This window comes from Virgibacillus natechei (assembly GCF_026013645.1).
Taxonomy (GTDB): Bacteria; Bacillota; Bacilli; order Bacillales; family Amphibacillaceae; genus Virgibacillus_L; species Virgibacillus_L natechei.
The window spans coordinates 780,011-805,686 of record NZ_CP110224.1 but is presented as its reverse complement, the minus strand read 5'-3'; the positions used below and the strand labels follow the sequence as shown (position 1 = coordinate 805,686).

The 25,676-nt window shown below is 36.8% G+C and carries 34 protein-coding genes and 3 pseudogenes; 2 read left to right on the top strand and 35 right to left on the bottom strand.

Features of this window, described 5'->3' with window-relative positions:
• Positions 1-292 precede the first annotated feature (292 nt).
• The 20 genes from OLD84_RS04470 to OLD84_RS04375 form a co-directional block, all read right to left on the bottom strand.
• Positions 293-1,162 carry a DUF6612 family protein gene (locus OLD84_RS04470; RefSeq protein ID WP_209464491.1) on the bottom strand — a complete coding sequence of 290 codons (870 nt, stop codon included), beginning with the start codon at positions 1,160-1,162 and terminating at the stop codon, positions 293-295.
• Between the two features lie 581 nt (positions 1,163-1,743).
• Complete coding sequence (locus OLD84_RS04465; protein WP_209464490.1) at positions 1,744-1,953, bottom strand: hypothetical protein; 210 nt, start codon at positions 1,951-1,953, stop codon at positions 1,744-1,746.
• 18 nt (positions 1,954-1,971) lie between these two features.
• Positions 1,972-2,649: a Tad domain-containing protein gene (locus tag OLD84_RS04460; protein ID WP_209464489.1), complete on the bottom strand. Its 678-nt coding sequence runs from the start codon at positions 2,647-2,649 to the stop codon at positions 1,972-1,974.
• Positions 2,650-2,731: 82 nt separating this feature from the next.
• Positions 2,732-3,046 (bottom strand): TadE/TadG family type IV pilus assembly protein, encoded by a 315-nt coding sequence (locus OLD84_RS04455; protein ID WP_209464488.1) that lies wholly within the window; start codon positions 3,044-3,046, stop codon positions 2,732-2,734.
• A 24-nt stretch (positions 3,047-3,070) separates the two neighbouring features.
• Positions 3,071-3,538: a hypothetical protein gene (locus tag OLD84_RS04450; RefSeq protein ID WP_245301680.1), complete on the bottom strand. Its 468-nt coding sequence runs from the start codon at positions 3,536-3,538 to the stop codon at positions 3,071-3,073.
• 73 nt (positions 3,539-3,611) lie between these two features.
• Positions 3,612-3,797: a hypothetical protein gene (locus OLD84_RS04445; RefSeq protein WP_245301679.1), complete on the bottom strand. Its 186-nt coding sequence runs from the start codon at positions 3,795-3,797 to the stop codon at positions 3,612-3,614.
• 13 nt (positions 3,798-3,810) lie between these two features.
• On the bottom strand, positions 3,811-4,638 hold the full coding sequence (locus OLD84_RS04440) for a hypothetical protein (protein WP_209464487.1): 828 nt from the start codon (positions 4,636-4,638) through the stop codon (positions 3,811-3,813).
• Positions 4,639-4,712: 74 nt separating this feature from the next.
• Positions 4,713-4,934 (bottom strand): hypothetical protein, encoded by a 222-nt coding sequence (locus OLD84_RS04435; RefSeq protein ID WP_209464486.1) that lies wholly within the window; start codon positions 4,932-4,934, stop codon positions 4,713-4,715.
• A 100-nt stretch (positions 4,935-5,034) separates the two neighbouring features.
• Entirely contained in the window at positions 5,035-5,370 is a 336-nt protein-coding gene (locus OLD84_RS04430) for a hypothetical protein (RefSeq protein WP_209464485.1), read from the bottom strand.
• A complete protein-coding gene (locus tag OLD84_RS04425; RefSeq protein WP_209464484.1) occupies positions 5,364-6,023 on the bottom strand; it encodes a hypothetical protein in 660 nt (219 codons plus the stop codon). The genes OLD84_RS04430 and OLD84_RS04425 overlap by 7 nt, the downstream gene beginning before the upstream one ends.
• Positions 6,024-6,050: 27 nt before the next feature.
• A complete protein-coding gene (locus OLD84_RS04420; RefSeq protein ID WP_209464483.1) occupies positions 6,051-6,551 on the bottom strand; it encodes a hypothetical protein in 501 nt (166 codons plus the stop codon).
• Positions 6,552-6,609: 58 nt separating this feature from the next.
• Entirely contained in the window at positions 6,610-7,023 is a 414-nt protein-coding gene (locus OLD84_RS04415; protein WP_245301678.1) for a YciC family protein, read from the bottom strand.
• 84 nt (positions 7,024-7,107) lie between these two features.
• Positions 7,108-7,329: a hypothetical protein gene (locus tag OLD84_RS04410; RefSeq protein ID WP_264917283.1), complete on the bottom strand. Its 222-nt coding sequence runs from the start codon at positions 7,327-7,329 to the stop codon at positions 7,108-7,110.
• Between the two features lie 11 nt (positions 7,330-7,340).
• Positions 7,341-8,165 carry a hypothetical protein gene (locus OLD84_RS04405; protein ID WP_209464482.1) on the bottom strand — a complete coding sequence of 275 codons (825 nt, stop codon included), beginning with the start codon at positions 8,163-8,165 and terminating at the stop codon, positions 7,341-7,343.
• Positions 8,166-8,407: 242 nt separating this feature from the next.
• Positions 8,408-9,475 carry a hypothetical protein gene (locus OLD84_RS04400; RefSeq protein WP_209464481.1) on the bottom strand — a complete coding sequence of 356 codons (1,068 nt, stop codon included), beginning with the start codon at positions 9,473-9,475 and terminating at the stop codon, positions 8,408-8,410.
• Between the two features lie 21 nt (positions 9,476-9,496).
• Positions 9,497-9,901 (bottom strand): hypothetical protein, encoded by a 405-nt coding sequence (locus tag OLD84_RS04395; protein ID WP_209464480.1) that lies wholly within the window; start codon positions 9,899-9,901, stop codon positions 9,497-9,499.
• A gap of 53 nt (positions 9,902-9,954) precedes the next feature.
• Positions 9,955-11,382 carry a VWA domain-containing protein gene (locus OLD84_RS04390; RefSeq protein WP_209464479.1) on the bottom strand — a complete coding sequence of 476 codons (1,428 nt, stop codon included), beginning with the start codon at positions 11,380-11,382 and terminating at the stop codon, positions 9,955-9,957.
• A gap of 748 nt (positions 11,383-12,130) precedes the next feature.
• Positions 12,131-12,607, bottom strand: a complete 477-nt coding sequence (locus OLD84_RS04385; RefSeq protein WP_209464478.1) for a hypothetical protein — start codon at positions 12,605-12,607, stop codon at positions 12,131-12,133.
• Positions 12,608-12,700: 93 nt separating this feature from the next.
• Positions 12,701-14,104 (bottom strand): STM3941 family protein, encoded by a 1,404-nt coding sequence (locus tag OLD84_RS04380; protein ID WP_209464477.1) that lies wholly within the window; start codon positions 14,102-14,104, stop codon positions 12,701-12,703.
• A gap of 255 nt (positions 14,105-14,359) precedes the next feature.
• The gene (locus OLD84_RS04375) at positions 14,360-14,560 is read right to left on the bottom strand and encodes a hypothetical protein (RefSeq protein ID WP_264917282.1); all 201 of its coding nucleotides are present in this window, start codon (positions 14,558-14,560) and stop codon (positions 14,360-14,362) included.
• A 75-nt stretch (positions 14,561-14,635) separates the two neighbouring features.
• On the opposite strand from OLD84_RS04375, the gene OLD84_RS04370 reads away from it, so the two are divergent.
• The gene (locus OLD84_RS04370) at positions 14,636-14,815 is read left to right on the top strand and encodes a twin-arginine translocase TatA/TatE family subunit (protein WP_209464475.1); all 180 of its coding nucleotides are present in this window, start codon (positions 14,636-14,638) and stop codon (positions 14,813-14,815) included.
• Positions 14,816-15,073: 258 nt separating this feature from the next.
• Here OLD84_RS04370 and OLD84_RS04365 read toward each other — a convergent pair.
• From OLD84_RS04365 to OLD84_RS19450, 13 genes and pseudogenes are all read right to left on the bottom strand, one after another.
• Positions 15,074-15,199: pseudogene (locus OLD84_RS04365) on the bottom strand (sunset domain-containing protein); the annotation flags it as partial.
• Positions 15,200-15,272: 73 nt separating this feature from the next.
• On the bottom strand, positions 15,273-15,830 hold the full coding sequence (locus tag OLD84_RS04360; RefSeq protein ID WP_209464474.1) for a hypothetical protein: 558 nt from the start codon (positions 15,828-15,830) through the stop codon (positions 15,273-15,275).
• A gap of 145 nt (positions 15,831-15,975) precedes the next feature.
• A complete protein-coding gene (locus OLD84_RS04355; protein ID WP_209464473.1) occupies positions 15,976-16,614 on the bottom strand; it encodes a DUF443 family protein in 639 nt (212 codons plus the stop codon).
• A 45-nt stretch (positions 16,615-16,659) separates the two neighbouring features.
• Positions 16,660-18,129 carry a T7SS effector LXG polymorphic toxin gene (locus tag OLD84_RS04350; RefSeq protein ID WP_209464472.1) on the bottom strand — a complete coding sequence of 490 codons (1,470 nt, stop codon included), beginning with the start codon at positions 18,127-18,129 and terminating at the stop codon, positions 16,660-16,662.
• Between the two features lie 159 nt (positions 18,130-18,288).
• Positions 18,289-18,600 carry a DUF4176 domain-containing protein gene (locus OLD84_RS04345; protein WP_209464471.1) on the bottom strand — a complete coding sequence of 104 codons (312 nt, stop codon included), beginning with the start codon at positions 18,598-18,600 and terminating at the stop codon, positions 18,289-18,291.
• A 54-nt stretch (positions 18,601-18,654) separates the two neighbouring features.
• On the bottom strand, positions 18,655-19,329 hold the full coding sequence (locus OLD84_RS04340; protein ID WP_209464470.1) for a DUF443 family protein: 675 nt from the start codon (positions 19,327-19,329) through the stop codon (positions 18,655-18,657).
• Positions 19,330-19,359: 30 nt separating this feature from the next.
• A complete protein-coding gene (locus OLD84_RS04335; protein ID WP_264917281.1) occupies positions 19,360-19,614 on the bottom strand; it encodes a hypothetical protein in 255 nt (84 codons plus the stop codon).
• Positions 19,615-19,976: 362 nt separating this feature from the next.
• Positions 19,977-20,270 (bottom strand): DUF4176 domain-containing protein, encoded by a 294-nt coding sequence (locus tag OLD84_RS04330; RefSeq protein WP_209464468.1) that lies wholly within the window; start codon positions 20,268-20,270, stop codon positions 19,977-19,979.
• The gene (locus OLD84_RS04325) at positions 20,270-20,995 is read right to left on the bottom strand and encodes a hypothetical protein (RefSeq protein ID WP_209464467.1); all 726 of its coding nucleotides are present in this window, start codon (positions 20,993-20,995) and stop codon (positions 20,270-20,272) included. Before OLD84_RS04325 ends, OLD84_RS04330 begins: the two co-directional genes overlap by 1 nt.
• Before the next feature lie 41 nt (positions 20,996-21,036).
• On the bottom strand, positions 21,037-22,602 hold the full coding sequence (locus OLD84_RS04320) for a T7SS effector LXG polymorphic toxin (RefSeq protein WP_209464466.1): 1,566 nt from the start codon (positions 22,600-22,602) through the stop codon (positions 21,037-21,039).
• 13 nt (positions 22,603-22,615) lie between these two features.
• Positions 22,616-22,909, bottom strand: a complete 294-nt coding sequence (locus OLD84_RS04315) for a TIGR04197 family type VII secretion effector (RefSeq protein WP_264917278.1) — start codon at positions 22,907-22,909, stop codon at positions 22,616-22,618.
• A gap of 2 nt (positions 22,910-22,911) precedes the next feature.
• Positions 22,912-23,148 (bottom strand): hypothetical protein, encoded by a 237-nt coding sequence (locus tag OLD84_RS04310; RefSeq protein WP_264917280.1) that lies wholly within the window; start codon positions 23,146-23,148, stop codon positions 22,912-22,914.
• Positions 23,149-23,208: 60 nt separating this feature from the next.
• A pseudogene (locus OLD84_RS19450) lies at positions 23,209-23,407 on the bottom strand (FtsK/SpoIIIE domain-containing protein); the annotation flags it as partial.
• A gap of 1 nt (position 23,408) precedes the next feature.
• Here OLD84_RS19450 and OLD84_RS04305 point away from each other — a divergent pair.
• A pseudogene (locus tag OLD84_RS04305) lies at positions 23,409-23,735 on the top strand (FtsK/SpoIIIE domain-containing protein); the annotation flags it as partial.
• A gap of 52 nt (positions 23,736-23,787) precedes the next feature.
• Here the strand turns inward: OLD84_RS04305 and OLD84_RS04300 are convergent.
• Complete coding sequence (locus OLD84_RS04300; RefSeq protein ID WP_209464789.1) at positions 23,788-24,666, bottom strand: DUF6612 family protein; 879 nt, start codon at positions 24,664-24,666, stop codon at positions 23,788-23,790.
• Between the two features lie 434 nt (positions 24,667-25,100).
• Complete coding sequence (locus OLD84_RS04295; RefSeq protein ID WP_245301714.1) at positions 25,101-25,394, bottom strand: DUF4176 domain-containing protein; 294 nt, start codon at positions 25,392-25,394, stop codon at positions 25,101-25,103.
• Positions 25,395-25,676: the final 282 nt, after the last annotated feature.

The following is a 25,676-nucleotide window of genomic DNA, read 5'->3' as shown; positions in this document are numbered from 1 at the left end:
TTGAATTAATTGACTATCACTATCTCAACTGTTATACCCACAAGGGGAGGAGGGTTAAACCAAAATAATTTCTGACCTACGTAAAGAAAAGAACTGCTGAAATTATTGACTCGAGCCTATTGTTATTCTGAAACAAAACGAAGGCGGCTTTTTATAGGACGTGGTAATTTTAACCAGTGAACAAAAGAAGACTTCCCATAACCTGAACAGGAAGCCTTCTTATTATAAAATACCATTTAATTTTTAAAGCTGCTAACAGCAATGGACCAATTAGTTAGGAGACATTATTCCATTACTCTTCAACTGCGCTATCTTTCACATCTTCAGGCACTTCAATCAGATCAACATTATTGATATTCGAATAATCGGATTCCATGTTCTGGACAATATGAAGTGCTTCTCCTTCTGCTTCCATTGTCATATCCATATCCATATTAAATGCGTTCATATCAAATGATTCTTTATCGATGAAAATTTCATAGCTCACACTGTTCATTGTCAAGTTTTCCATAATTTCCTGATCCTCTTCCCCCATTGCATCCATCATTTCTGGCGGCAGAGAATCCTCCATCATATCTTGAACTAGATCATTGAATTTTTCCCCATCTGCATTTAATTTCAAAATGAACTCATTATCTGACTGTTCGAAAGACAGATCATCCATATATTCTTCCAGCATTTTCAGCTGTTCTGATGGATCCGGTTGCTCACCAGCCATTGCATTCACTGCATCCATCGAAGCATTGTCCATCTTCACCCAGTTCCCCAGCTGATCACTGTATAAGTATATTCCATCATCTATCATGTACATTTCTATTTCCATTTCCGGCATACCTGCTTCTCCATCTATCATCATTTTGGTACTTCCTTTCTGATAAACGGCAAGCGGATCCATAGTCATTTGCATATCGAAGTTGCTTTCCATATCGAGTGCTGTTGAATCAGCCTCAGATTCAATCTGTTGCTTCATATTCATCGTAACCTCTGCACTTTCCATTTCTTCGGAGGACTCCAATGCCTTCGAATATACATCACGAGCGGTTAGTTCGCTTTCTTCTTCCTCGGTTTCGGCTATTTCTGCTGTCGGTTCAGCAGTGTCATTACATGCAGCAAGAACAAGCACCATAACCCCAGCCACAATTGTTAACATCCATTTCTTCAAGTTGTATCCACCTCTCTAAAAATTCATTACACCTTTATATTGAATAATAAATAAAAGGTTCCATATTATATCCTAATTTATTCTTGCGTTTATTACAACCAGAATTCTTAAGATTTGATTTATTATGGTTAATTAACACAATTATCTGAGGTGAATTATTTTCCATTGATGGTAAAAACATAAAAATAGAAATAAGCCTCACTAAATTAAAAGGATAAATTATAAAGAAGCCAGCATTTAAATAGATATCTGACGTGTATGTACCGAGAATTTGAATGGGATAAGAAGTGGAAAAAAAAGGGAATAGAAGAAGGGAAATTGAAAGCTCAATTAAGAATTGCACTCAACCTTCTTTCTAAAGGTATGCCCTTAAATGAAGTTGCTGAGATTACAGGACTTCTATTAAACAAACTGAAACAGTTAGGAAATTAAACTGTATCTAACAAACGATAGGAAAACAAGAGCAAGCTTGCTCTTGTTTTTTTACACTACCCTATTCGTTGTATAACCAATTTTTAATTTATCCGGTGAATTCCCCTCCATTGAAGCATCTAACAACAGACAGCTTAGGCTTAATCCACCTAAACAGGCTCTTTACCTTCCTTTTCTCTGACCTGATTCAAATGGTTCTTTCTCATAAATGGCAGTGCAACCCCTACAATTACAGCTGTTAACGGAAATCCACCATCCGTGAAAAGCCATTCGTATACCGTAATGGGTGTAAAAATACCGTAGATAAAAATCATAAGGGCTAAGTATATTTTTCTCAATTTCTTTTCTGATTTGAACATATAATTCCTCCTGCACATTTAATTTAGTTGAATTGTATTGCTCGTATTCCATACATCTTCTAGAAAATCTATTTTTGGACCTGCTGATTCTTGAAAGACATTTTCTCTTATTCCAGCCATGATGCCGTCATAGGAGGTGGACTCGAACTCATTAGCCGCTCTTACATGAATTCTATTGCTTTCTATCTGCAACTCGGCTCCATCTAACTGACCTCCATTTTGGACAATGGTCTGCTTTGCTTTATCTATGACTTGTGATTCAATATCTTCGTCAGCTAACAATTCATTCAGTTTCTCTCTTATAACAGGCGTATCAAGTTCCTCTTTCAAGACAATATCGAATGCTTCCAATTCGATTTCATTTGTGGACCAATCGCTATATGTAAAACTTCCGGATAGATCGCTGGCCTTATCGTCCACTTTTTCCTCAATATCTTCAAAAAAAGCTTGCAGTGCACCTTCAAGCGTATCATTTTCATATTCGAAAATAACCTGTCGCACTTCTTCATACAATACACTGCTGGCTGCCATGCTTGCCTGATTTGCTGTAGTCCCGGATTGTTCCTTTACAGCTAATCCCATTCCCATGTTTAGAACAAATACAAAGAGTATCATGATAATGCTTAGCATTCCGAGAACGAATAGAATGATATTCCCCTCTTCATTATTAAACTGTGCCTTTAACTTTTTTATCATTCAATCACCCTGCCGTAAGCTGTTGCCGAATAGGGAATAGAAGGCGCTGAGATAGAATCAGGAAGAAATATCAGATTAAGATTTACGCTAACCGTGGTTTCAAATTCCTTAGCACTGCTGCAGGGGTGCTAATTTCATCCATTTGCAGGTAATCCCCGGTTGAAGACAGGATTTTATTCGCAGCTTGTTGTGCTTCACCAGGATTTTTCGTTATCGAATATACATTGGCGTATTCATTTGCAGCTGATTGTGTGACCAGCACGCCGTTTATCCCCACAATAAATTGGATCAATATCATCAATAGGATTAATGCTAAGGGGACTATGCCTAAGAATTCAATTGTTGCCGAACCTTCTTCATTTTTAAATCTGCCTTTCCATTTTTCATTGCATCGCACGCTCCCGATTGTTTACCATAATTTCTAATTTGAATAATGAACACTGTCTTCTTTATCTTCAATCTCTAACACTTCTAATGACTCTCTCCATTTAATCATGTAAGAGGATAAGAGTATAATAATAAAAGGAAATATTAATAGATTCAAAGCCATTTGTGTGATTATCTGTGCTGCATAGGATGATGTGATGTCAAATAACTGAATGGTAACAAAGATACCAAACAAAAACTCTATACTACCGGTAATTACAAGAATTAATGCGATCTTCCAAAACTTTTTCTTGCCGATACGCAGGCCTTCCTTAAAAGATTTCCAAACAGATTTTTCATCAAAAATACTAAGATATGGTATAGGAAACACTAGCGCCAACAATATAAAGCCAGGAGAATAAATAACATAAAACCAATCGTTGTAAGGATAGAAAGAATACAAGCAAATATAAAAACCGTGAAACCATTGGCAATAAAATGGTAAAAAGCATTTCGTAGACAATGATCATATCCCCAGTGTTCATTATACACAAATCGAATATAAGGTACTTGTGCGTATATAAATAATAAAACAGTTAAAGCCCATAATAGATGTCCGCAAATGAATAGATCGGTGAATAGCTTGGCGTTATAACGTAAATATAGTTTGTTGCGAAATTATGAAAAATTAATAATGGCAACGTTGTAAACAACATTAGCAGCAAAATCTTTTCAAATTCACGTGTGTATAACTCCCAAGCGAAGTGTAGTGGTTTTTCCATGATATACTCCTAATTATATTTTTGGGTGGCGTAGCATTTTTTTCTGTCTTGCAATAACATTATCGATACTTTGTAAGGTAGTTTTTCTAGCAACTTCTATGTGTTCTTCTTTTGACAGCTGTTCCAGGTCTGGGACATGAGTTACTTTCTTTAAATTTTTTTGTAGATTGGCCTTACTACTAACAAATTCTTGAAGATACGTATTAACAGCTGAGTCCGAGAGTACTTTTATTTCAGGATTATCTTTTACCATTTTGAAAATCCTTTTAAAGGCTGAAATAGTGTTATATTGTTCTGTCAACTGCTTATATTGAATAAAATCAAATGTATTAATAAAATGTAAAACATCATTAATATGTTCCTTCGTTACTACTTCGATTTCACCACGTTCCACTTTCTTTTCTTTTTCAAGAAACTTATCATAGTCTGATATAAGCTGATGTTGTAAATTAATAATCGTTTGTAATGCCAAGTCACTTTCTTCAAATATTCTTTTCTCATCTGCAGACAAAGAAACATTTTGAAGCACTTTTTCCAAGAAGTTTTTAATGGTATAAAAGGAATCAAAATTTATATTAGCTCTAAAGTCTACATGAATAAAGGCTAAATTTCGGACTTGGTTGTATCTAGTTAACCATGTTAACGCTTCTAGACATTCATTTATATCCTTTGTTGATTGTGACGAGATAATCGCAAGCCCTTTTATTTTCTTTCTTTTATAAACAACTAAATAATAGTCATTATTATTAATTTTGTATGTTCCATAATTTATTGTAAACTTTTCAAATATCTTTTTATGTCCCTTTGCTAATTTGTTTAATTCATCATTATTAATATCCACGAAGAATACCCCTTAAAAAAATATTTATTATGAAAATATTTATTTAATAGAAACGAGTTAAAAACTCGTTTCTATTATGAGAACCACCCTGTTACAGTATCCCAGCCTTTTTTAGCAATATCTTTTCCTTTGTTAACTGCTGATTTAGTTTTTGATTTAATAGAATTCCAATTATTCGCAGCCCATTTCGTCCCTTTTGAGACTGCCCAGAGTCCAGCACCACCTGCGACCATAATTCCAGCTGCTGCTCGTGCTCCCGGTACAGGGACGGCAGCAGTTATCGCCCCTGCATTCATTAAAGTATCCCCAGCGTTTTCTCCTACCTCTGCAACAGCTGCAGTTTTTTCCGCGCCCGATGCATTACTGCTTAAAACATCCGAGGCATTACTAATACTGTCAAATGTTTGCGCTCCTGATGTATAATGTTCCTAAAGCAGCAGCTGGTAAACTAAGCTTTGATAAAGCTTTTTCAACCGGTTCTGGAGGGCTAGGTATTCTGTCCATAGCTCTTTGCAGATTTGATCTTGAACTATTCCTGTTTACATCAGATCCATTTTCTGATGTATTAAGGGAACTTCCAGCTTCAGTTAAATCATCTGCACCGCCAGCTAAATTTCTTGCTTCCTGGAAATCTCTATAACCTTGAATTCCATCATATACATTCGTACCAGCCTCATAACTATCAGTAGCAAAGTTATCAACACCACCCAGCTTAAGACCATTAACTAACAATCTCCATACATTCTTCCGCCAAAATCCCAGTTACCCGTTCTTCCAGCATCTAAATTACGTTGATATTCAATTCCACCAGCAATCATATTTGCTTGACCGCCAATGATAGACTCCATAATATATTCAGTAACATTATAGCCATCGGTTTCATAATATGGAGTTCCTGTTCCAGGCTGATCAGTATCCCCAGTTCCTAGAGTGCCATTCGCTTGATAACCATTCAAAAGCCATGGAGTTCCTAGGTAAGGACTACCCTCATACCCAGATTGCGACCATGCATCACCAGTGTATGGATTACCTCGAAAACCTGGTTGTGTCCATTCATTTCCTGAGGTGCCATCCCCAGTCCATGAGTCACCATGAAACCCATCTTGTGACCATCCATCTAAATACCATGGAACACTACTCCATTCGTTGCCATTCCAAGTTGATCCTTCCGTGCCCTGTCCTTCCCAGGAATCTCCGGTCCACGGATTCCCTTCCCATTGGAGACTAGAACCATCCCAGGAGTCTCCTGTCCATGAATTGCCCTCCCATGACTCACCTTCCCAGGAATTACCTGTCCATGATTCTACCGCGTGAGGAACAGGCTCAATTACAGGAAAGAACGTTAAGAATACAATGGCTAGGGAAGCAAATATCCTTTTAATCAATCTTCCAATCCTCATCTGATATTGGCCTTATTCTTCCTCCAGCTCCACATTGTGTTCCTCAGCCATTTCTACTAACCTCTCGTCAGCTATTTGTGCCTTTTCCGCTGTTTCCATAAATTTTTCATCCGATTGTTGGACAAGTTCGTTTATTTCTTGTTCATCCGCCATTTCTGCAGCTTTCTCCATTGCCCCATTTCTAAGTTCAAACCCCTCGATCCAGCCATTCATTTGTTCTAATCTTAAATCATGTAATTCCTTCACCACATCGGTTTCAGGTTCATTTGATTCAATATATTCTATTATTTCCTCTGCAATTGGAATAATATTTTCATTTTGAAATTCGAATGCCTCTTCAGGATCTGCTATCATTGAAAGTTTTTCCAACTCTGCATCCATCTGATTCGCTTTTGGATTAACCGTTTCCACATAACTGTTATGATACTCAACTAATTCATCTGCTTCAGGGGAACTGCACGCAACAAGCCCTAATGAAATACATAAAATTGCCACTAAAAATAATTTCCTCATTTTTTAAAAACTCCCTTTTTTTATTTCTATAACATTCCACATTCTGAAATATACTTTATCATGAAGTTGCTTCTTCTTTTTCGTTAATCTCCAATACATCTAATTCTTCCCGCCATTTTAGGACACTTGATGTGATATACATAATAACAAATGGAAAGATTAATAGATTCAAGGTCATTTGCGTAAGGATTTGTGCTGCGAAGGAATCCGTAATAGTAAAAACCTGTGCTACTACAAACAAACCTATAATACCTTCAACCGTTCCTGTGATTACAATAATCAGGAAAATTTTTAAAAATTGTTTTTTTCCGATACGTATACCTTCTTTAAACGCTTTCCATACTGATTTCTCATCAAAAATGCTGATATAAGGAATAGGGAAAACGAGAGCCAGCAATAGTAGCCCTGGAATGGCAAAAAACATAAAACCAATGGCCGATAAAATTGAAACAATAACAGCAAATAAAAACACGGTAAAACCATTAGCCAGAAAATGAAAAACAGCGTTCCTTAAACTATGTTCGCTACCTTTGTATTCATTATATACAAACCGAATTTAGGGAATTTGTGCAAATAGATAAAACAAAATTGTCAGCAAAGCATAATATATATCCGCAAAAGAATAGACAGGATCCAAACTAGGTGTAATGGTATATATGTAATTGGTAGTAAAAGAGTGAAGCATAAGTAAGGGTAATGTTGTTGTCAACATCAAAACAAATACTTTTTCAAATTTCCCTGTATATAATTGCCAAGTGTAACGTAATGGATTAGTCATTAGTATCTCCTTTATGGATAGCGCAACATCTTTATCTCTTTTTGAACTCGCGTATCTAAGCCTTCCTTGTATGATTTCATCCATTTATCATATATTTCAGACTCGCTCATATTGCCGAGATACTGATTTTGAGTCAATCTATCAAGTGAACCTTTTAACTGATCTTCCGCTGCTTCACTAGTCATCCCTTTTAATATCTTACTATCCAAGTATTTTTCATATGGTTTAATTTCTGGATTATTCCTGTTTTCATAAATAACATCGAAATCCTTACAGTTATCATATCGATCTTTAAACTGTTTATACTGAATAAGATCGGTAAGTATGACATAGTGCATTACTTTTTCAATATCTGTATCTGTAAAGACACCTCTTTCTACCACAGTGTTTTCCAGAGATTGTGAACCCTCCCATAGCTGTATCATCTCATACTGTAAATCTGTCATGGATTGCAAAATATTTAACGAACGCTGATAGATAATCTCTTTTTTAGGATCCAACACTTCGGATTCGACAATGATTTTTAAATAATCTCTAATTTTTTCCAAAACGGAAAAGTCGCGTTTCGCTCTTTTTGCAGTACTATCTAAAATATTATTACTACTGATTGAGAAATAAAAATGTGGAGAAATAGCTTGCATTGCTTCTTCCTTATCATTTGAATCAGGAGATATTACTGCATATGCTTTTATCTTAGTACTGAATTTGCTTGTATAATTTGCCAGGTAATAAGCATTACCATTTATCTTATAGGCATCAAGATTTACTGATGTAGCCTCAAGCCATTTTTGATATTTTTTTCCCAGCTTCAGTAGCTTCTCGTTGTCGATTTGCATCAAAGCCATCCCCTTACTTTAATAAGTATTAGCATCGAAAAACTAAAATCTTTTATATCTTTTATATCTTTTTTCTTTTTAAATTAAAAATTATACATATTTTAACCGATTACCTATCAAATATTATGTATATTATGACACAGTAACTTAACAACTTTGAGGGGACAGAACAGAGTGACCAATACTCCATTCTGTTTGTAATCCCTCGACCTAACTAATGCAATAAAAATTATACAATATATCTAAGAAAACCACCCTGTTACAGTATCCCATCCTTTTTTCGCAACGTCTTTGGTTTTGTTCCAACCTGCCTTAATTTTGTCGGTATTGTTTGCAATTAATTGAGTTGTCTTTGATACTGCGAATAGACCAGCCCCTGCTGCTGCCAATCCAAGACCAACAGCCTGACCCCCAGGGATTGTGGCTGCAACACCACCGGCACTCATGACTGTTTCACCAAGGTTAACTCCAATCTCAGCACCAGCTGCAGTTTTCTCTGCTCCGGAAGCGTCGCTCTGTAATGTTTGAGAGAAATCGGATATACTTGCACCTTTCTGATAAGCCGATACGCCAGCGTTCAAAGCTGATGTCACACCATTAAACTTGGTTAAAGCACTCATATTATTCCAAGTGTTCGAGACATTGGAGAATTTCATGTTTGTACCTATTTGTTTTGCTGAATCAGCGAATAATGATCCGTATTGTCTTAGCTTTGATGCATTCGAAACCTGATTAGCACTGTGTGTTCCTTGAATAGTTGTATCTAAATAATCTGTATTTCTCCGCAAATCCTCGAGAGCTTTATAATCATTATAAGCTTCATAAGATTTTGAACCAACATCATAAGCGTCAAATGCAGCATGATCACCTACATGCAGCTTAGCACTACCAAGGATTAGATCAGTTGCATGCATTCCAGTTTGGAAACCGTCGTCTATACCACCATCTAATAGGTTTACTGTTCCATTTACCATTGTATTAACAGCAAAGTCTGTTGCTTTAAAATATTCCGTATCATAAAACCGTTCTGGTGGTGTATAGTCATTTAAACCATTCAAGTTACCATCAGATGTGTTTCCAGAATATGGGCTTCCGTATAATGGGTCTCCTAAGTATGGATTACCTAAATACGGATCGCCTGCAAACCCAGATCCGTTCCAAGGGTTCTCTCCATACGGATTGCCGGAATAAGGATCACCTGCAAATCCTGAATAGTTCCAAGGGTTTCCCACATAGGAATTACTGCCTTGAAATCCTGGCTGATTCCAAGCATCCCCAGCATAAGGACTGCCTTCATATCCCGGCTGCATCCATGGATTCCCAGAATAGCCCTACTGTGACCACGCATCTCCAGTGTATGGATTACCTTGAAAACCTGGTTGTGACCATTCATTTCCTGAGGTGCCATCCCCAGTCCATGAGTCACCATAAAACCCATCTTGTGACCATCCATCTAAATACCATGGAACACTACTCCATTCGTTGCCGTTCCAAGTGGATCCTTCCGTGCCCTGTCCTTCCCAATCATTTCCTTCCCAGGAATCTCCGGTCCACGGATTCCCTTCCCATTGGAGGCTAGAACCATCCCAGGAGTCTCCTGTCCATGGGGTGCCCTCCCATGACTCACCTTCCCAGGAGTTACCTGTCCATGATTCTACCGCGTGAGCTACAGGCTCAATGACGGGGAAAAACGTTAAGAAAACAATGGCAAGGGAAACAAATATCCTTTTAATCAATCTTCCAATCCTCATCACCCCGTTGAACAAGTACTATTGTAAAGCCCCACCTGTTATTCCTCTGTTTGTTGATCATACCTTTCATTAATGGTATTCTTCATTTCTTCTAAAGTTTCCGTACTAATATCTTTCAAGTTTTCTTCAATTTCAGCTTCTGTATTGTCTATGAGATTTTCAACGTCATCTCTTTTACTTCTAAACTCATCGGCTTGGTCTCCGTTAACAATGCCTTCATCTTCAAAAATTCTTATTAACCTGGTCAAATTATTTTTCAAGTGAAGCTCTGATTTAAACCAGCTGTTAGTAACCTCCATAATATCAAAATGATTATCCACTCTTGCTGAATCAACATCTTTTAAAGCATCTTCCTTCCACTCTTCCCATGCTTCCAACACTTCCTCTGCACGATCAAACTCTTCTTCAAGCTCCTCCTGATTATTTACCATAGCATATATCCCATCAGCTACGTCTGCCATATCTTGGAGTTGTTCCTGTGCATCTGCATCTGCTTGAAACCCAATAATATTAATAATTGGTTGCGCATTTGAGCTAGATAATGACTCAGCAACCTGCACGGGGTCACCATCACAAGTTTCAATACCATCACTGACAACGTAAATTAGATTTGTATTGTTTTCGGTATCAAAGTCTTTTAGTGCTTCTTCAGATTGCTTTAATGCATCTGCTAATGGTGTCCAGCCACTTGGTTCAAATTTGTTTAAAGCATCAGTGAAACTTGATTCATCATAAGAATCGAAACCATAAATTTGTTCAATGGAACCACAAGATAATTCCTTATCACTATTCTCACTTGTACCTTTATGTCCATATATGCGAAGAGATACATTTGCTTCTTCAGGCAAGTTGTCCAAAAAGCTATTAATTGATTCCTTTGCAAGTTGCATTCTTGTTTGATCACCTGCATAATTTGCCATACTTCCGCTGGCATCCAGTATGACTTCAACATTAAAGTTTTCTTTAAAGTGGTAACGGGAATCAGGTAAATCCGGGTCACCAAATGAGCCGAATTCCCATTTATTTACTGTATCCTGAGGATCAGGAAAATCCACTGCAACTAATGAATATAGATAGTTAAAGTATTTATTAAGTTCCTCTTCACTGGCAGTTTCCGGTAGAGCTGACAATTTTCGTATATCTTCTAATACATCTTCCGCAACACTGTCATCTCTAACGTCTATATCAGCATATTCACCTTGTTTTTGATTGATTAATCCTCCTGCATCCTCTGGCACACTTGGTATATCATCTAGAAATTCTAATTCCGTATTTCCCTGACTTTCTTGCTCCTGATCTCTCTCATCTTCATCTGACTTTACATTTTCACTGGAAGCACCCTCATTTTCTGCTGTTTCATTTTCAGATTTCGCTTCACTATTATCTTCAGTTGCACTCTCATCTGTACAACCAAGTAATAGGAAAACTGTAACGAAGATCATGCTTAAAACCTTTATGTATCGCACTAAGAATTCTCCTAACAATATTTGTTTATTTTTTCTTCTGTATTCTATTAAGACTAATTATTCTCCTGCAATATTCGATAAAGTTCTCAAATACAACCATAATCGTTCCTGTTTTTTAGTATTTTTTATCTAATTGATATCATCATAAAGATAACCCCCACAAACAGACAACCTATAGCCAAAAGCCGTATTTCTCCTGTATCAAAAAATATTATAATAAAAAGAAATCTCGATAGTGAAGCGATGAAACTATAAAACTCTATACAAGTTTTATTCCTTTAATAGCATTATTTCTCCAAACTATACTCATCTAAGATGATCTCCTTTTTGTTTTGTCTATATAATAGCGCATGATAAAATTCTCTGAGATATAATAGGTTATTCCTATTCAACAAGAAAAAGATTACAAAAGATTTCTTTCTATAGGGGTAAAAAATCGATATAATCCTCAAGTATTAATGACGTCAATCCTACCTTATATCTTCATGATTTTTTTATAGAAAAATTCTCTGAAAAATCCCCTATAAGATTAAAGCTATCAATATAAAAATAGTAAACGTATTTGAAATAGAAGAGTTCAAATACTACAGACCTCTTAATACTGTCTTTCATTTTTAATGCATGCACCTTTATTTCAGCATTTTATCATTCACTGCAGTCGCGACTTCCTCCAAATAACTGTTTTGATAATTCAGGCGAAGACGCAGTATAGGGATCGACCGAATTATCCCGCCTATAATGAAATAATTCAATTCAATGTTAAAATTATTAATAAATCAATTGAACGCACAGCAAGGTACAAGATTATGAGGATAAGGAAAACAGTGACACAAATCGATAATATGATTAGGATCAAACGGGCATTATGACGGCCAGCTTTGGCATAATCAATAAATTCATCCTTTGTTAAATATACATCTTTTAAATCCATCTTCTTCAATGCTTTATTATATATATAGTGATTCCCAAACCAGAAGGAAACTCCGCCCAGTACCAGCAGAATAAGCACACTGAAAAGGAAGTTCATATGGATATTGATACCACTTATTGTTTTAAGAATCCAAAAAGCCCCGAAAAAATAAACCCAGTACTTTGCGCTATTAAAAAAACGATAATTATCATTATATACCCTATAAACCTTCCTGCTGTTCATACCAATGAATAAAATATACCCCATTCTGTTGCGATTGGCTTCTACATAAAAAGGAATTAATTTCATTTCCACGATGATACCACTCCTCGCTTTTCACATCGTGAAATCGGTAATTATATATCGTTCATTTTCACCTGTAATAACTACTAATTTGTTTCCCCCTAACTAACTCCCCCATCGCATTTCGTACAGACGATACACCAACCGACGCAAACTTCCCTTCCCCCATAAATAAAAGAGGTAACTTGGCAGCAAAAATAGTGGAAGCGAAAGTAGAAATAAAGCAACGATTCCGGTATACTCGTCTTTCACGTTCCATGAGAATAGAAAAAATTGAATCAAAAAGCAAATGCCGATTCGCCATAAATACGCAACCAGACTTAAAAAGTAACTTCTATTGTCAGGGGATAAAGCGACATAAACAGAAAAGGTGACACCGTATAACATAAGGGCTGCTAATACTAGAAAGTTCTCGATTTCCAGGGCGAGCAGAATAAAGGCAAGCGCCTGCATGACGAAAACATTCAGTGGAAAAATGACAAAACGCATCGAAAATGACTTTTTACTTGAGGCTTTCGTATCTAATCTACTTCTCCTTTTCCTGGCTTGATGACGGACGGCTATAAAAATATAATAAATAATGCCAAATGGCGCAATAACAAGACTAAAAAGGTATAGTAATATGTGAATGAAAAACATGAATCTGTAAAAAAATATAGAAACAGACGACTCATCCTCTTCCATTTTATACCTGAGTCGGAATCCCAAGAGAACATCCCATATTACTTTTGCGAAAGGATACAAGATAAACGAACCGATAAGCAGAGATGTATTTCCATCATCATCTGACCAATAAAACATGAGAAACGCAGCGCCCGTCAGAAGCAAACTGATGCCATACGATTGTAACAGGTATTTACCGTTCACTTGTCTGCGATCCTTTTGTCTTTTTTTATCGAACATCATTTGCCGCCGGATTCCATGTTGTCTGTAGAGAACTTGTTCCGTTTTATCAGCTTCATTCACAGAATCATAATTTTCATGGAGAGGCTCATGGGATTCAAAAATACGTCTGTCCAATTCACGCGCCAATCTGCTCCGGTCCTTGCGCTTAACCTGCCCCCATCCAATCCCGAACGATCTATAGTTCATCACATCATTCATTTTATTAAACCATGCGGCGGCTTTGGACATCTGGTCACGATATTTTTCTTCATCATACAACATAATTTCTATGATTTTATTAAAGCCAACACTTCGTATATCATACCCTTCGATATCTTCCCATCTTAGGGGAACGGCGTTCTTGGATGAGGCGCCGATCGTTAATGTTTCTTCCGTTAAAATGAGGTAAGGTTTCGATCCAAATATACTTTTAAGTAACATAAATATCAAAAATCCAAAAAATACTGCTAGGAACGCTCCTAACCCACTCATAAAAAAGTCCCGTTCGTTAAAAGCAAAGACACCTACCACAACTCCCAATGCCATAAAGACCGAGCACATTATTAATATCAAAATGTTTTTAATCCTTGGTTGATAAAAGTATAATGCTTGTTTCCTTTCCATAATACCCCCCCAGACGACTCTTATCACTAAGTATCCCCAGCGCTTCCGCTGTAACCGAATAGTATTTTACCTTCCAAAAAGAGGTGCATTGTTTACTAACTGCCAGGGTGTATATAGTAAACCTTTATTTGTTGTACATGTTCAATATTCCTTATTTCTATAAAATGTTATTAACGTATCTTTAAAGTTTTATCCCCCACCAGACCTTTAACCAAAAATTGTACCTAACATTAGTTATTTCTGATACTGCATCGCCTACGAAATTTTTTGTAGCTTCCCATATATCATCTGCATGATCATAGAGCCAATCAAGCCGAACCAGTCTGCCGCTTTAAGGATAACTTGAGATCGCTGAATATAATGGAGAGGGCTGTGAGTACCGCGAGCCATTTGTTCAAGGATTTTATGTTGTTTATCACTAAGGTCAATCGCAACTGCTTGTTTTTTCAACATCATTCATCCCTTTCTATTACTCTATCTAAGGGAGGAATAACATGGAAGGGGTGGATAATTTAACCATTCTCCACTAGTATGATTCTAATCATAGTCGTTGCCCCAATTGTATTCGGGCCGAAGAAGCTGCCGGAAATTGGTAAGGCAGCCGGACAGACTTTGAAGGAATTTAAAACTTCGGCACTCGATGTAATGTCGGATGGTTCGCAGGATAATGAAGAAAAAAACAAGGGTAAACCCGGGAGAATTGATTTTTAATAAGTATATGGCAGTAGGAGAAGACCGGTTCTTCTCCTGTTTTTTGTGTATGGAGATATTGAGTTTCTAGATGCTTTTAATGTATAAGTGAATGCGTACATTTCTGGTTACAAGTAGAATAACATTGTCTTTACCCCATAATAACAGTGCGGAACATGTATGTTAACAATCCCTCCTAAATATAAAATTTTGCCTGGATATCAAATAATTCCGAATTATTCGATATCTAAGCACCTTCGGCATATAAATTTCGGATCGAGCTCTATATCTGGCATCGCGAGCTTTTTCTGATGAACAGAACCACTCGAAAACATTTTTTGTTCTGTCATAATATGTGCTTCCCGGGACATGATATATTCCACTCTCAATGCCTTTAATATTACACTCCATATTCTAAAGAATCGTTGTTAACAGGAGCAATATTCCCTTTCGTTTCTACGCATTTTACAGGAATCTATCAAGAATCACTCAGTTTCTTTTCTACCTCACTAAAAGGGTTATAGGAATCTTTTATATTTAGCGAGTCCTTCAAATCTCTTTGTAATGCTTTATATTCATCCATATCATTTAACCGACTCGCGGACTCATAAAATTCTTCCATTTTTTCGATGTATTTCTGTTCCGTTTCTGTAAATGAATCTTTTTTACCAAGCGCCTCATACAATAGCGGATTAGGGAAAAAACTAAAAGGATGAGATTCATCATGTTCTTTTGCATATTGCTCAGCGTCTTCAAATAATTCATGTTCAATTATCCAGCTATTGTCGGTCTTCTTGCCATCAAAATCATCATCCAATAGGATTTCTGTCGTTGTCCATGTAAAAAAGTATTGCTGCACAAGTTGTTCATAAACCTCGTCCGACACCCCGTCCACATCAGATTTGTCTGCGGTATTACTCGCACATGACGATAGCGTCAAAAGAACCATGATAGCGGCAAGAAATAAGGAAAGAAACCACCAGTGGGGCCTATGTTTATTTGTTGGCGTGACATTCCTAGAAAATAACTTTCGCAATAGATATAACACCTCTTATCATAAATTCACAATATAAATATTAGAGTATCAGAGATAATAGTTCACGTAAACGATTACTTGGATGCGGAGTGCCTGAGCGCAACGAAGGTACCAGGATGTGGGGAGATTTTCTTATGCTGCTTCTCTATCCTTTAAACTTCACGGTAGCAGTCCCTTCTTTGACCGCTTTACGATTGATTATTAAGAATCCTAATATCCCTCCAGATGCAATAATTAAGACCATAATATTTTCAGATTCAACGTATCCTAGAAAAAAAAATACAGAAATCCCCAAAAGAAATATATAACTAAACAATACATTTAAAACCTGTTTTATAGAACTAGGTAGAATCCGTAATTTATCTCCGGGCAAACCTTCAAGTTCAACAACATCATACATTTTCTTTTTACGGTTACGACTAAAGGTAAAATACAATAAACCTACCAGTATTAAAGCAAGAATCAGCAATGCTATATTGACCAGTGGAGGCATGGGAACGCCGAAATAATTCATTAATGGTGATAAGAACACACCGCCCGCATAGGCGGTTCCTATGATGGAAGCTCTGCCGGACACTCCTGTCCTTTCCATTTTTTCGGTCTGCAGCTGTTCCACAAGAGCCTGATTGTTAACTTTAAACACGTGATTCGGGAGCAACCAAAATAAAAAGGGAAAAATAATCTTCCAAAAGGAGCCCTCTATGTCCATGATGTAAGTTTCTCCATCAATTTTTAAAATACGATATCGTTCATTGTTCGCTAAATGCTTTACTTCGCCAGTCATTAAAACAATCTCCTATCCTTCCCGGTGCCATCCGGTGTTATCTTATCAAGCAAAAGGATTGATAGCTGCAATCACAGGATTTTTGACAGCTTCGCCTACTGCATCTGCCACATTACTTCCCCATTCACTTAATTTATCGCCTACTTTGTCCAAACCATCTTGGAGACCAAAAACATTGCGATCATACAAGAATTCAAATGCTACTGTGAGTCCTATACCAGCTGCCAAGGCCCATCCGGCTGGGGAGATGGCCAATCCTGCTCCTACTGCAATTGCGAGTGATGTCCCACCATGAGCAACCGCTTGCCCTACCGTCTTACCGTTATTTTTAACATCATCATAGGCGCCATAAATGTAGCCCGCACCTCCAAGTATCCAACCTGATCCTTTTAAATATTCAGCATATTTATAAAAATGACTAGACTTTTTTAATGTCTCCATGATTTCTCTAGTAAACTTAGGATCACTTTTATTTGCTACTTCTCTTGCTATTTTATCAGATTCCATCAACCTTTCAGCTAACTTTAGCTTATCATAGCCTAACTTTTCAAGGAAAATAGGGACATTACCCTGAACATATTTCGTAAGCATCGAAGGCATATTATCTACTACATATTTCGCAACTGTTTCATGTTCCTCTAAATAATCTTCCAGCATACCATGATCTTCCAAGTATTCTATAAAACTCTCTGTTGTATTCTCTTTTATCTTTTCTTCACTTATATTTCCACTTGTATTTTTGACCGAATTCAATATAGCAGTGTATTGATCATAAGTTATATCCCCATCTTTAAACTCTTGATAGGCTTTATTTACAACATCCCTTGACGAAGGTTTATTCTGGTCTTGGAGCACACTATCCCTGGCATCCTTGGCCTTTTCCATCACTTCTTCTTTCTTATCTTGATTATAATCCTGCAACTTACCTAACACACTACCCTGAGAAGCCCCTTCAAAATCCGCAAACCGCGCTTTCCCTTCACTCGATTTCGCATTAGTCATAGCTGTATCAATCTGGTTCATGATCGCTTTCACATCTGTTTCATCACCTTTATTGTTGAATGAAGCTAAGTCTTCATCCACTTCCTTCAGTTTCTTAATCGTCTTGTTTTTGTAATCATTTACATCCGAAAAGGATGGAGGAGTAGCGGATGAAATATCGGACACTTCTTTGATTGTATCATGGATGATCTCGTCCTGTTTCTCTAAATCCTCAAATACCCCATTAATATCTTCTTGGACATCTTGCAAATAAGTACTCTTTATAACGGCAGACTCACTAACATCTACTTCGGACCTGAATGCCTCCATATGCTGCTGCAAATTTGCTTCAAGATCATCAAACAAACCTTTGAACGATCCTAATATGGTTATGTGCATTTCACCAAAATAGTTTTTCGCTTCTTTGGCGGCTTTTCCCGAAAAGGAGCTCATGCCATTAATCGCTTCAATACTTTCTTGGACTTTGTCTAACTGGGATCGAAAATCTGCGGAAGCTTCTTGCAAGTCATTCAAAGAATTGGTAGCATACGGATCTATCCTGTTTTATATTAATTCCAGAGTTTTGACAAAAAGAACATTCAAGAGTGATAGATACTGTATCAGACATATGTAAGCCCTAAACAAAAGAAGCATATCATTCGTATGCTTCTTCAATAACTATTACATTTTGTTTTATTCCAACGGTCCCGTAACGGTTCCCTTTTTGATATTTGATTTATTTTCTTCCTGCCAGTCCTGGAAAAGTTTTTGGAAACGCTCCTCTTCTTCATCCTTAAAACCTTCAAAGACCACTTCATCGATATTCCCTTCATTAAAATAGAAAACATTATTGGGATTCAAACCTTGCGGATAAAAGCATCCTGAATAGTCATACCAGATCCCCTCAACTTCCGTTTCTTCTGACGGAAGAATCGGAGCCCGGTTCAAGATCATAATTTTACTAGTTCCTTCTCTCAAATATACAATTGATCCAATTGGTAACATGGTGATTCTCCTCTCCTGATTCATTTTCGCTCACAACCTGAAAACCCATGCAGCTTAATTATGCGGAAAAACTTTTGCCCTTTTGCCGCCCAGGAACTTGACCCTTGTATTGCCTTCAATTATTGTTATAAGACTGGGCATAACGATTCCAACAAATATAAGAATCATTGAGAACAGCAATATAAGCCAATTACCATATTGAATATACGCTGCAGCTCCCATTACACCCAATCCAAGACAGCCAACATACATAAATATAACTAAAAAGACAAATTTAAATGGAACAGGCGTAATCCATAACTGACCCTTAAATAATTGACTAAGGTCTATTATTTGATACATTTTCTTTTTAAGCATTCGACTCACGGAAAAGATCAGTAATAACATGAGAGCAACAATAATTGCCACAATAATCACATTTATATAAATCGGAATATCAACCTCAAAATAATTGGCTAAAGGACTTAAAATACTAGCCATAATCGACGCTACAATCGTCCATAAAAATTGGGAAGAACCCATTTTTTCCTTTACAGTGGAAGCTGTTAATTGTTCGACAATTTCTGGTTTCTCCACTTTATACACGCGATTAGGAAGCAGCCAGTAGAAAAAAGGAAACAACATTTTCCATAGGGAGGCTCCTCCCATATCCAGGATATATTTCTCTCCTCTTATCGTAAGTATTCGATACCTTAAATTTTTAGATGTGCGTCGCACGGTGCATTTCATTCAAAATTCCCCTTCCATACAACTCCATAATTAAGTAAGAGGATTGATGGCATCAAATCCACTTGCAATCGATTCACCTGGATTCTGAAAAAAGTCACTTACAGCTTCTTTTCCATCACTCCACCATTCATCTATTTTCTGACCCGCTTTATCTAATCCATCCTGGATACCAAATATATTATTATCGTATAAATATTCAAAGGTAAATGTTGCAACGAAACTAATACCAATACCTGCAGCTGCAGCCCAGCCTACTACCGGACTGACATCCAAGCGCGACAGCACCAACTGCGCTTCCTTCTAAATTTGCTAGATTGTGGGTTAGGTTAAAGCTTCTCCCCCAGTCTTTCCATTGTCTATATCATCTTGCCAGCCTCAATAGAACCCTAGACCTGAAAGTTCCCAACCTCCGCCTTATACATAATCAGCATCTTTAGAAACTCCTTTGATTGAATAAGCGCATCTTTTATTGCCTTGGAATATTTCGGATCCGGTATACTTACAGCAGACCTTACAAGATTCCAAAATAGTTTAAAATATAAAAAGAAGTTAAAGTCACCCAATACATGATGGATCCACTTAACTTCTTTTTATATTTTCTGGAGATTTTTCCTCCCCTTATTACTCATATTCTTTTTCTAATGTTTTTAAACTTGTCTTAAGATTTTTTGGAACTCCTCTTCTTCCTGATCTTCATAACCCCGAAATATAATATCGATGATGTCCGAATGACTAAATGCATAAGTGTACTCTTGACTAATATAACCTTCCGGGTATGGAACACCAATATAATCATACATCGTTTGTTCTGATATTTCCTCTCCCTGAGTCTGAATATCCTCTTCCTCACCTGTAACTAATTGTTTTCTTCCATAAATCATTAAGCGTTTATTTCCACCTTTTAATAAGACTATAGTTCCGTTTGGTAATAGTGTCTCCATTATTTTATCTCAACTCCTTGTTTAATAATTTTTTTCTTTTCCTTGTTGGAAAGCGGATGATAGTTTACATAATCCATATTCTCTCGCATAAAAAAGTATCGATGTAAAAACTTTGCTGCTGCATACACCAAAAAAATGGCGAAAAAATATACAACGATTAATGAGAAAACATGTTTTAAAACAACCGTTTCTTGTACACTTTGAGCTAAAATATACCCTATTGCCGGGGCAATAGTTAATAACCCCAAATATTTTGATTGGTTTCCACTTTTCTTTTCCTTCGTAGGGTCACCAGCATATTTATCAATTTGGTATTTTACCAGGATATACGTCAACAGGATAGCCGTCAAATTTATAATGATATAGTAAAAGACAGAGGTAATATGAAGCGTATAATACGACATTCCCTGTACCATAACAAAAAAGGAAATTGCCCCGAACAAACCCCATATCCCCATAAATAAAATCATTTCAAACTGTGTAGAATAAGGATTTTTGATAATAAGTCTTATCCCCCATAAATGAAGGATAAGAATAAAAGGCGAGACAATCCATAAAAATTCAAGTTTAAATATACTTAATAATCCTAAAAGTAAAGGCGCATCGTATATAACAAGGACCATTACTATTACGGACGATCTAACATCCTCTACAGAGATAAATTCTAATTGTTGCTTAACATGTTGAGCTAGGTTCTGGTGTCTAGTTTCTGGATCTATTTTCATCTTTTCCTCCTTTTTTATAAAAACTTATTCATATATATAACTTATTTAAACCAACCTGCAACTGTTTCCACACCACTTTTGACACCATTAGCGACACCTTGAACACCATCTTTAACATGATCAGTGACACTTTTTCCACCAATCTCTATTCCCGCCAAACCGGAAATCACATAAGATGCTCCAATTCCCACGGCTGCACCTGCTAATACTGGTGCCCCAATAGTACCTACCGCAAATGCTGCAGCGGCTCCGGCTCCGGCTAATGACACCGCACCAATGCCGACATCAACACCTGCATCACCAACTATTCTCTGGGCAGACTCACCATCTTCTATATTGTCTTTTACATTCAATCCTGTATCAATTGCAACACCTAACCAACCAGCTTTCGTTTTTAGTCCACTTACAGCTCCTGCCTTAGCGTTCACTTTATCTGCAATAGGTATTTTATCTCCAGACTTTCCTCTCTTCACCTGTTGGTTCACATACTTTTTATCATATATTTTAGTATCTCGTTTAGTCGATTTACTCATACCCGCAGTCTCAGGATTATGCACTCTATACCGGATCATTTGTTTCCCTTTTGTCTCATATTTCTTAATTTCAAATCCTTCTTTGTATAAGCCATATGCTTTTAAAAAAGTAGCAGCCGTTATTCCATGTTTTGTCATTTTTCCAGAAGTATCTATAACATCATCCGTGTTTTCATTTTCATTTATATAATCAATGAGTTCCGGTGAAACTTCGATGTCTTCCTTACCTTCGCTAACATCTTTGTCAAAGTTCTTAAGTCCGTTCAGAACATTCATGTATTTTTGCCTGTCTATTTCTCCCTCTTCTAAATCATTAAACGCCATATTTAATATGTCTGCCGCTTCATCATTTAAATTTTTTGATTCTGCATCCTTTGCTTCCCTCGCTTTTTCAATCTCTTCTTTTCGTTCTTCTTTCTTACCCTCATTATAACCCCGCAACTCCGCCAACACACTACCTTGAGAAGCCCCTTCAAAATCCGCAAACCGCGCTTTCCCTTCACTCGATTTCGCATTAGTCATAGCTGTCTCAATCTGGTTCATGATCGCTTTCACATCTGTTTCATCACCTTTATTGTTGAACGAAGCTAAGTCTTCATCCACTTCCTTCAGTTTCTTAATCGTCTTGTTTTTGTACTCATTTACATCCGAAAATGAAGGAGGAGTAGCAGAGGAAATATCGGACACCTCTTGAATTGTATCATGGATAATCTCGTCCTGTTTCTCCAAATCCTCAAACACTTCATTAATGTCTTCTTGAACATCTTGCAAATAAGTACTCTTAATGACGGCAGACTCACTAACATCTACTTCGGACCTGAATGCCTCCATATGCTGCTCCAAATTTGCTTCAAGATCATCAAACAATCCTTTAAACGATTCCAATATGGTTATGTGCATTTCACCAAAATAGTTTTTCGCTTCCTTTGCCGCCTTTCCGGAAAAGGAGCTCATACCATTAATCGCTTCAATACTTTCTTGCACTTTGTCTAACTGGGATCGAAAATCTGCGGAAGCTTCTTGCAAGTCATTCGAAAAATCGGTTACCTCGGATATATCCACTTTATTCTCCATTCGTTACCCCCCTTTAAGCACGCATTGGTTGCGGGCCACTTACTTTAGCCAGTTGCTCATCATTTTCTACCATTTCTTTGCCGACATTCTCCAGCGCTTGAATGTCGGAATCTATCATCTGCTTATATCTTTCTAACAACTTGATGGCTTCAATCGTTGTTTCCAGATCATCCATAAATGGCTTAAGATCCGTTTTTTCAAATTCCCGGGTTAACTTGATGCTGCTATTAATACTGGAAACTGCCGATCTTAGATTGGAAATATTCGAGTTGAATTCACTGATTTTAATACCAACTTCTTCAGCCATACTTATGAATCCTCCTTCGCCACTTTGATATCAGATTCTATACCATTCAGAGTACTTTGCAGACTTTCCAGCCCCATATCTGCTTGAGCCTTTTCCTGTCTTGCCACCTCAAGATCTTCATCAATTTGATTTTTTGCTTTACTTGTATCAGAGTCATAGATTCCTACAAGAACCCCATAGGAGTTATACTTTGCTATAAACTGATTCTCCTGATCGCCCTCCCACTTTGCCTTTGTCACTTCATCAGTGTCCTCCCTTAAGGTTTCTGAAACTTTGAACTGCCAGCATATTCTTTAGAATGCAGGCTTTTGTGTTGCCAGGATAAGGTGAATACCGAGTGAACGCCCGATTCTGGCAGTAGAAACAAGTTTCTTTCATGAAATCCGGCTGCTCTGATTTCAATTCGGCGAATTCATCTGAAATCAGGAATAGATGTGGCATGGCTTCACTGGCTTCTCCCTGCTTAAACAGCTTTTGATATTGATTAATATGGTTCACTTTGGTCGCAGGTACAACCGGCTCCGGTAAATCCGAAATCATACAGTCATGACTTGCGGTGAATTTTCATCCCTATGAAGTTGCCTTTCTACTTATTGACTATAAAGGTGGCGGTATGGCGAATTTATTCAAAAACGTGCCGCATTTACTTAGAACCATCACAAACCTGGACCGTGCACATTCTATGAGTGCACTTGCATCGATTAAAACAGAGCTAAAAAAACGCCAACGCTCATTCGACAGTTTTGGCTGCCACTATCATCGTATCCCCTTCGCTAACTACCTTTTAGATATAAATCCGCTAAATGAATTAAACTCTCTTGCTAAATCAAGACATACACCTCCACATGAGATGTATGTCTTATTAAAATATGTATCTTTTATTGAGCAATAGCTTCATCTTGAATATCTTCTGGTACCTCGATTGGGTCAACGTTATTAACATTGGAATACTCGGACTCCATGCCTTGCACGATATTATTTTTCTCCCCGCCGGATTCCATTGTCATTTCCATATCCATATTGTAGGTTTTCAACTCAAATGTTTCTTTATCAAGGGTAATTTCTAATGACATACTATTAACATCCATACTTTGCAAAGCTGTCTGTACTTCCTCACCGAGTTGGGCAAGGACATCTTCGGTCAGGTTGTCTTTAACCATTTTTTCAACAAAATCATTAAACTTCTCATCGTCAGCATCCAGTTTTAATATAACTTCATCATTTAATTGTTCAATGGAAAGGTCATTCGCATATTTTTGAATCTCTTTTAACTGTTCATTTGGGTCTGGATGCTTACCAGACATTTCCTCCATCATATCCTCTGAAATACCCACTTTTTTCATCCAATCGCCATCATTTCCACTATAATCATTATATATGTACATACCGTCATCAACAAAGTATATTTCTGTATCCATTGCAGGAATATCCCCACCTATTCCTTCCAATTCCATATTGCTTGTTTCTTTCATATGCATTGCAAATGGATCCAGTATGATTTGCATATTTATATCACTGTCTGTATTTTCTATAATCGTACCATCTTCTGCGTCAGAAATTTCCTGTTTCATATTAATCGCTGCTTCGACACTCCCCATATCTTCAGAAGTCTCTAACGCCCTGGAGTAGACTTCCTCAGCTGTCAAATCAATCTCATTATCCTTGCTCGAATTATCTGTTGGATCTGCTGAATCATTACATGCCGCAAGCACAATTGCTATTACACTAGCTACAAGTACTAAAAACCATTTCTTCAAATTTCTCCACCTCTCTAATAAATATCTATACTCTCTTATATAAAGTAATGCATCTAAAGTTTTACTTTCCAATATGTTGCAATCACCCAATTTTATTTTTACTAAAAAATAAGGGTATTACAAAATTGTATTATATCACCAGCTATAACCAAGAATGAATAAGGAACTTCTACTATTCATTTAGCTAATAAAATATCGCGATATTTCAGTACTATTTTTCAAAATTTCTTCGTTGTACTTTAAAATCTATACTACCATCACTTTATTCCGCGTTGCTTCGTTACACTTTATACTGATTAATTTCTAAATTTAAGTTCTATATTTCTTGCTTTTTATATACTTGATTAACGTGTTGGCTGTGGATCAATCACATGAACTTCGTGTGCTCCTGCCCTGCAATGTATAAGGGTTTATTGAGATTTCACACGAAAATTCTAGTCATCGACCGTAAATTTAGGATAGCTAACATCTTTCATCTTCTCTTCATATTGCTCTTGAAATAACTCTTCCTGTTCATCTCTATAACCTTCAAAATATACTTCCTCGATATTTTCGTTATTGAAGAAATGCACCTGCTCTTCCACTTGTCCAGCTGGATACATACAGGCTGAATAGTCAAAATAGCCTATTATTCCATCCTTATTATATAAAGGAGCTCTATTTAAGATCATTAATTTTACATCTCCATCTTTTAGACGTATAACACTTCCAATTGGTAGAATATCCATTTCATTTAACTCCTTTTTTGTTAAGTAAATCTAATCTTCTTATGGTTACTTACACACTCCAAGCACAACTACCGAGAACAAAGATAATACAAAAATTAACCTTATTAGCCAATAATCAGGTAAGAGCAATATGGGAAATAGATAACTAATAGAGAAAAAATCACTATGGATATCGATATCACTTAAATAAACTTTTGATGCAATTTATTCCCCGGTCTTATTTACACACACTATAGCACTAACTATAAGTAAAATGACATTTGGTTTTTGCAATTTGAAATT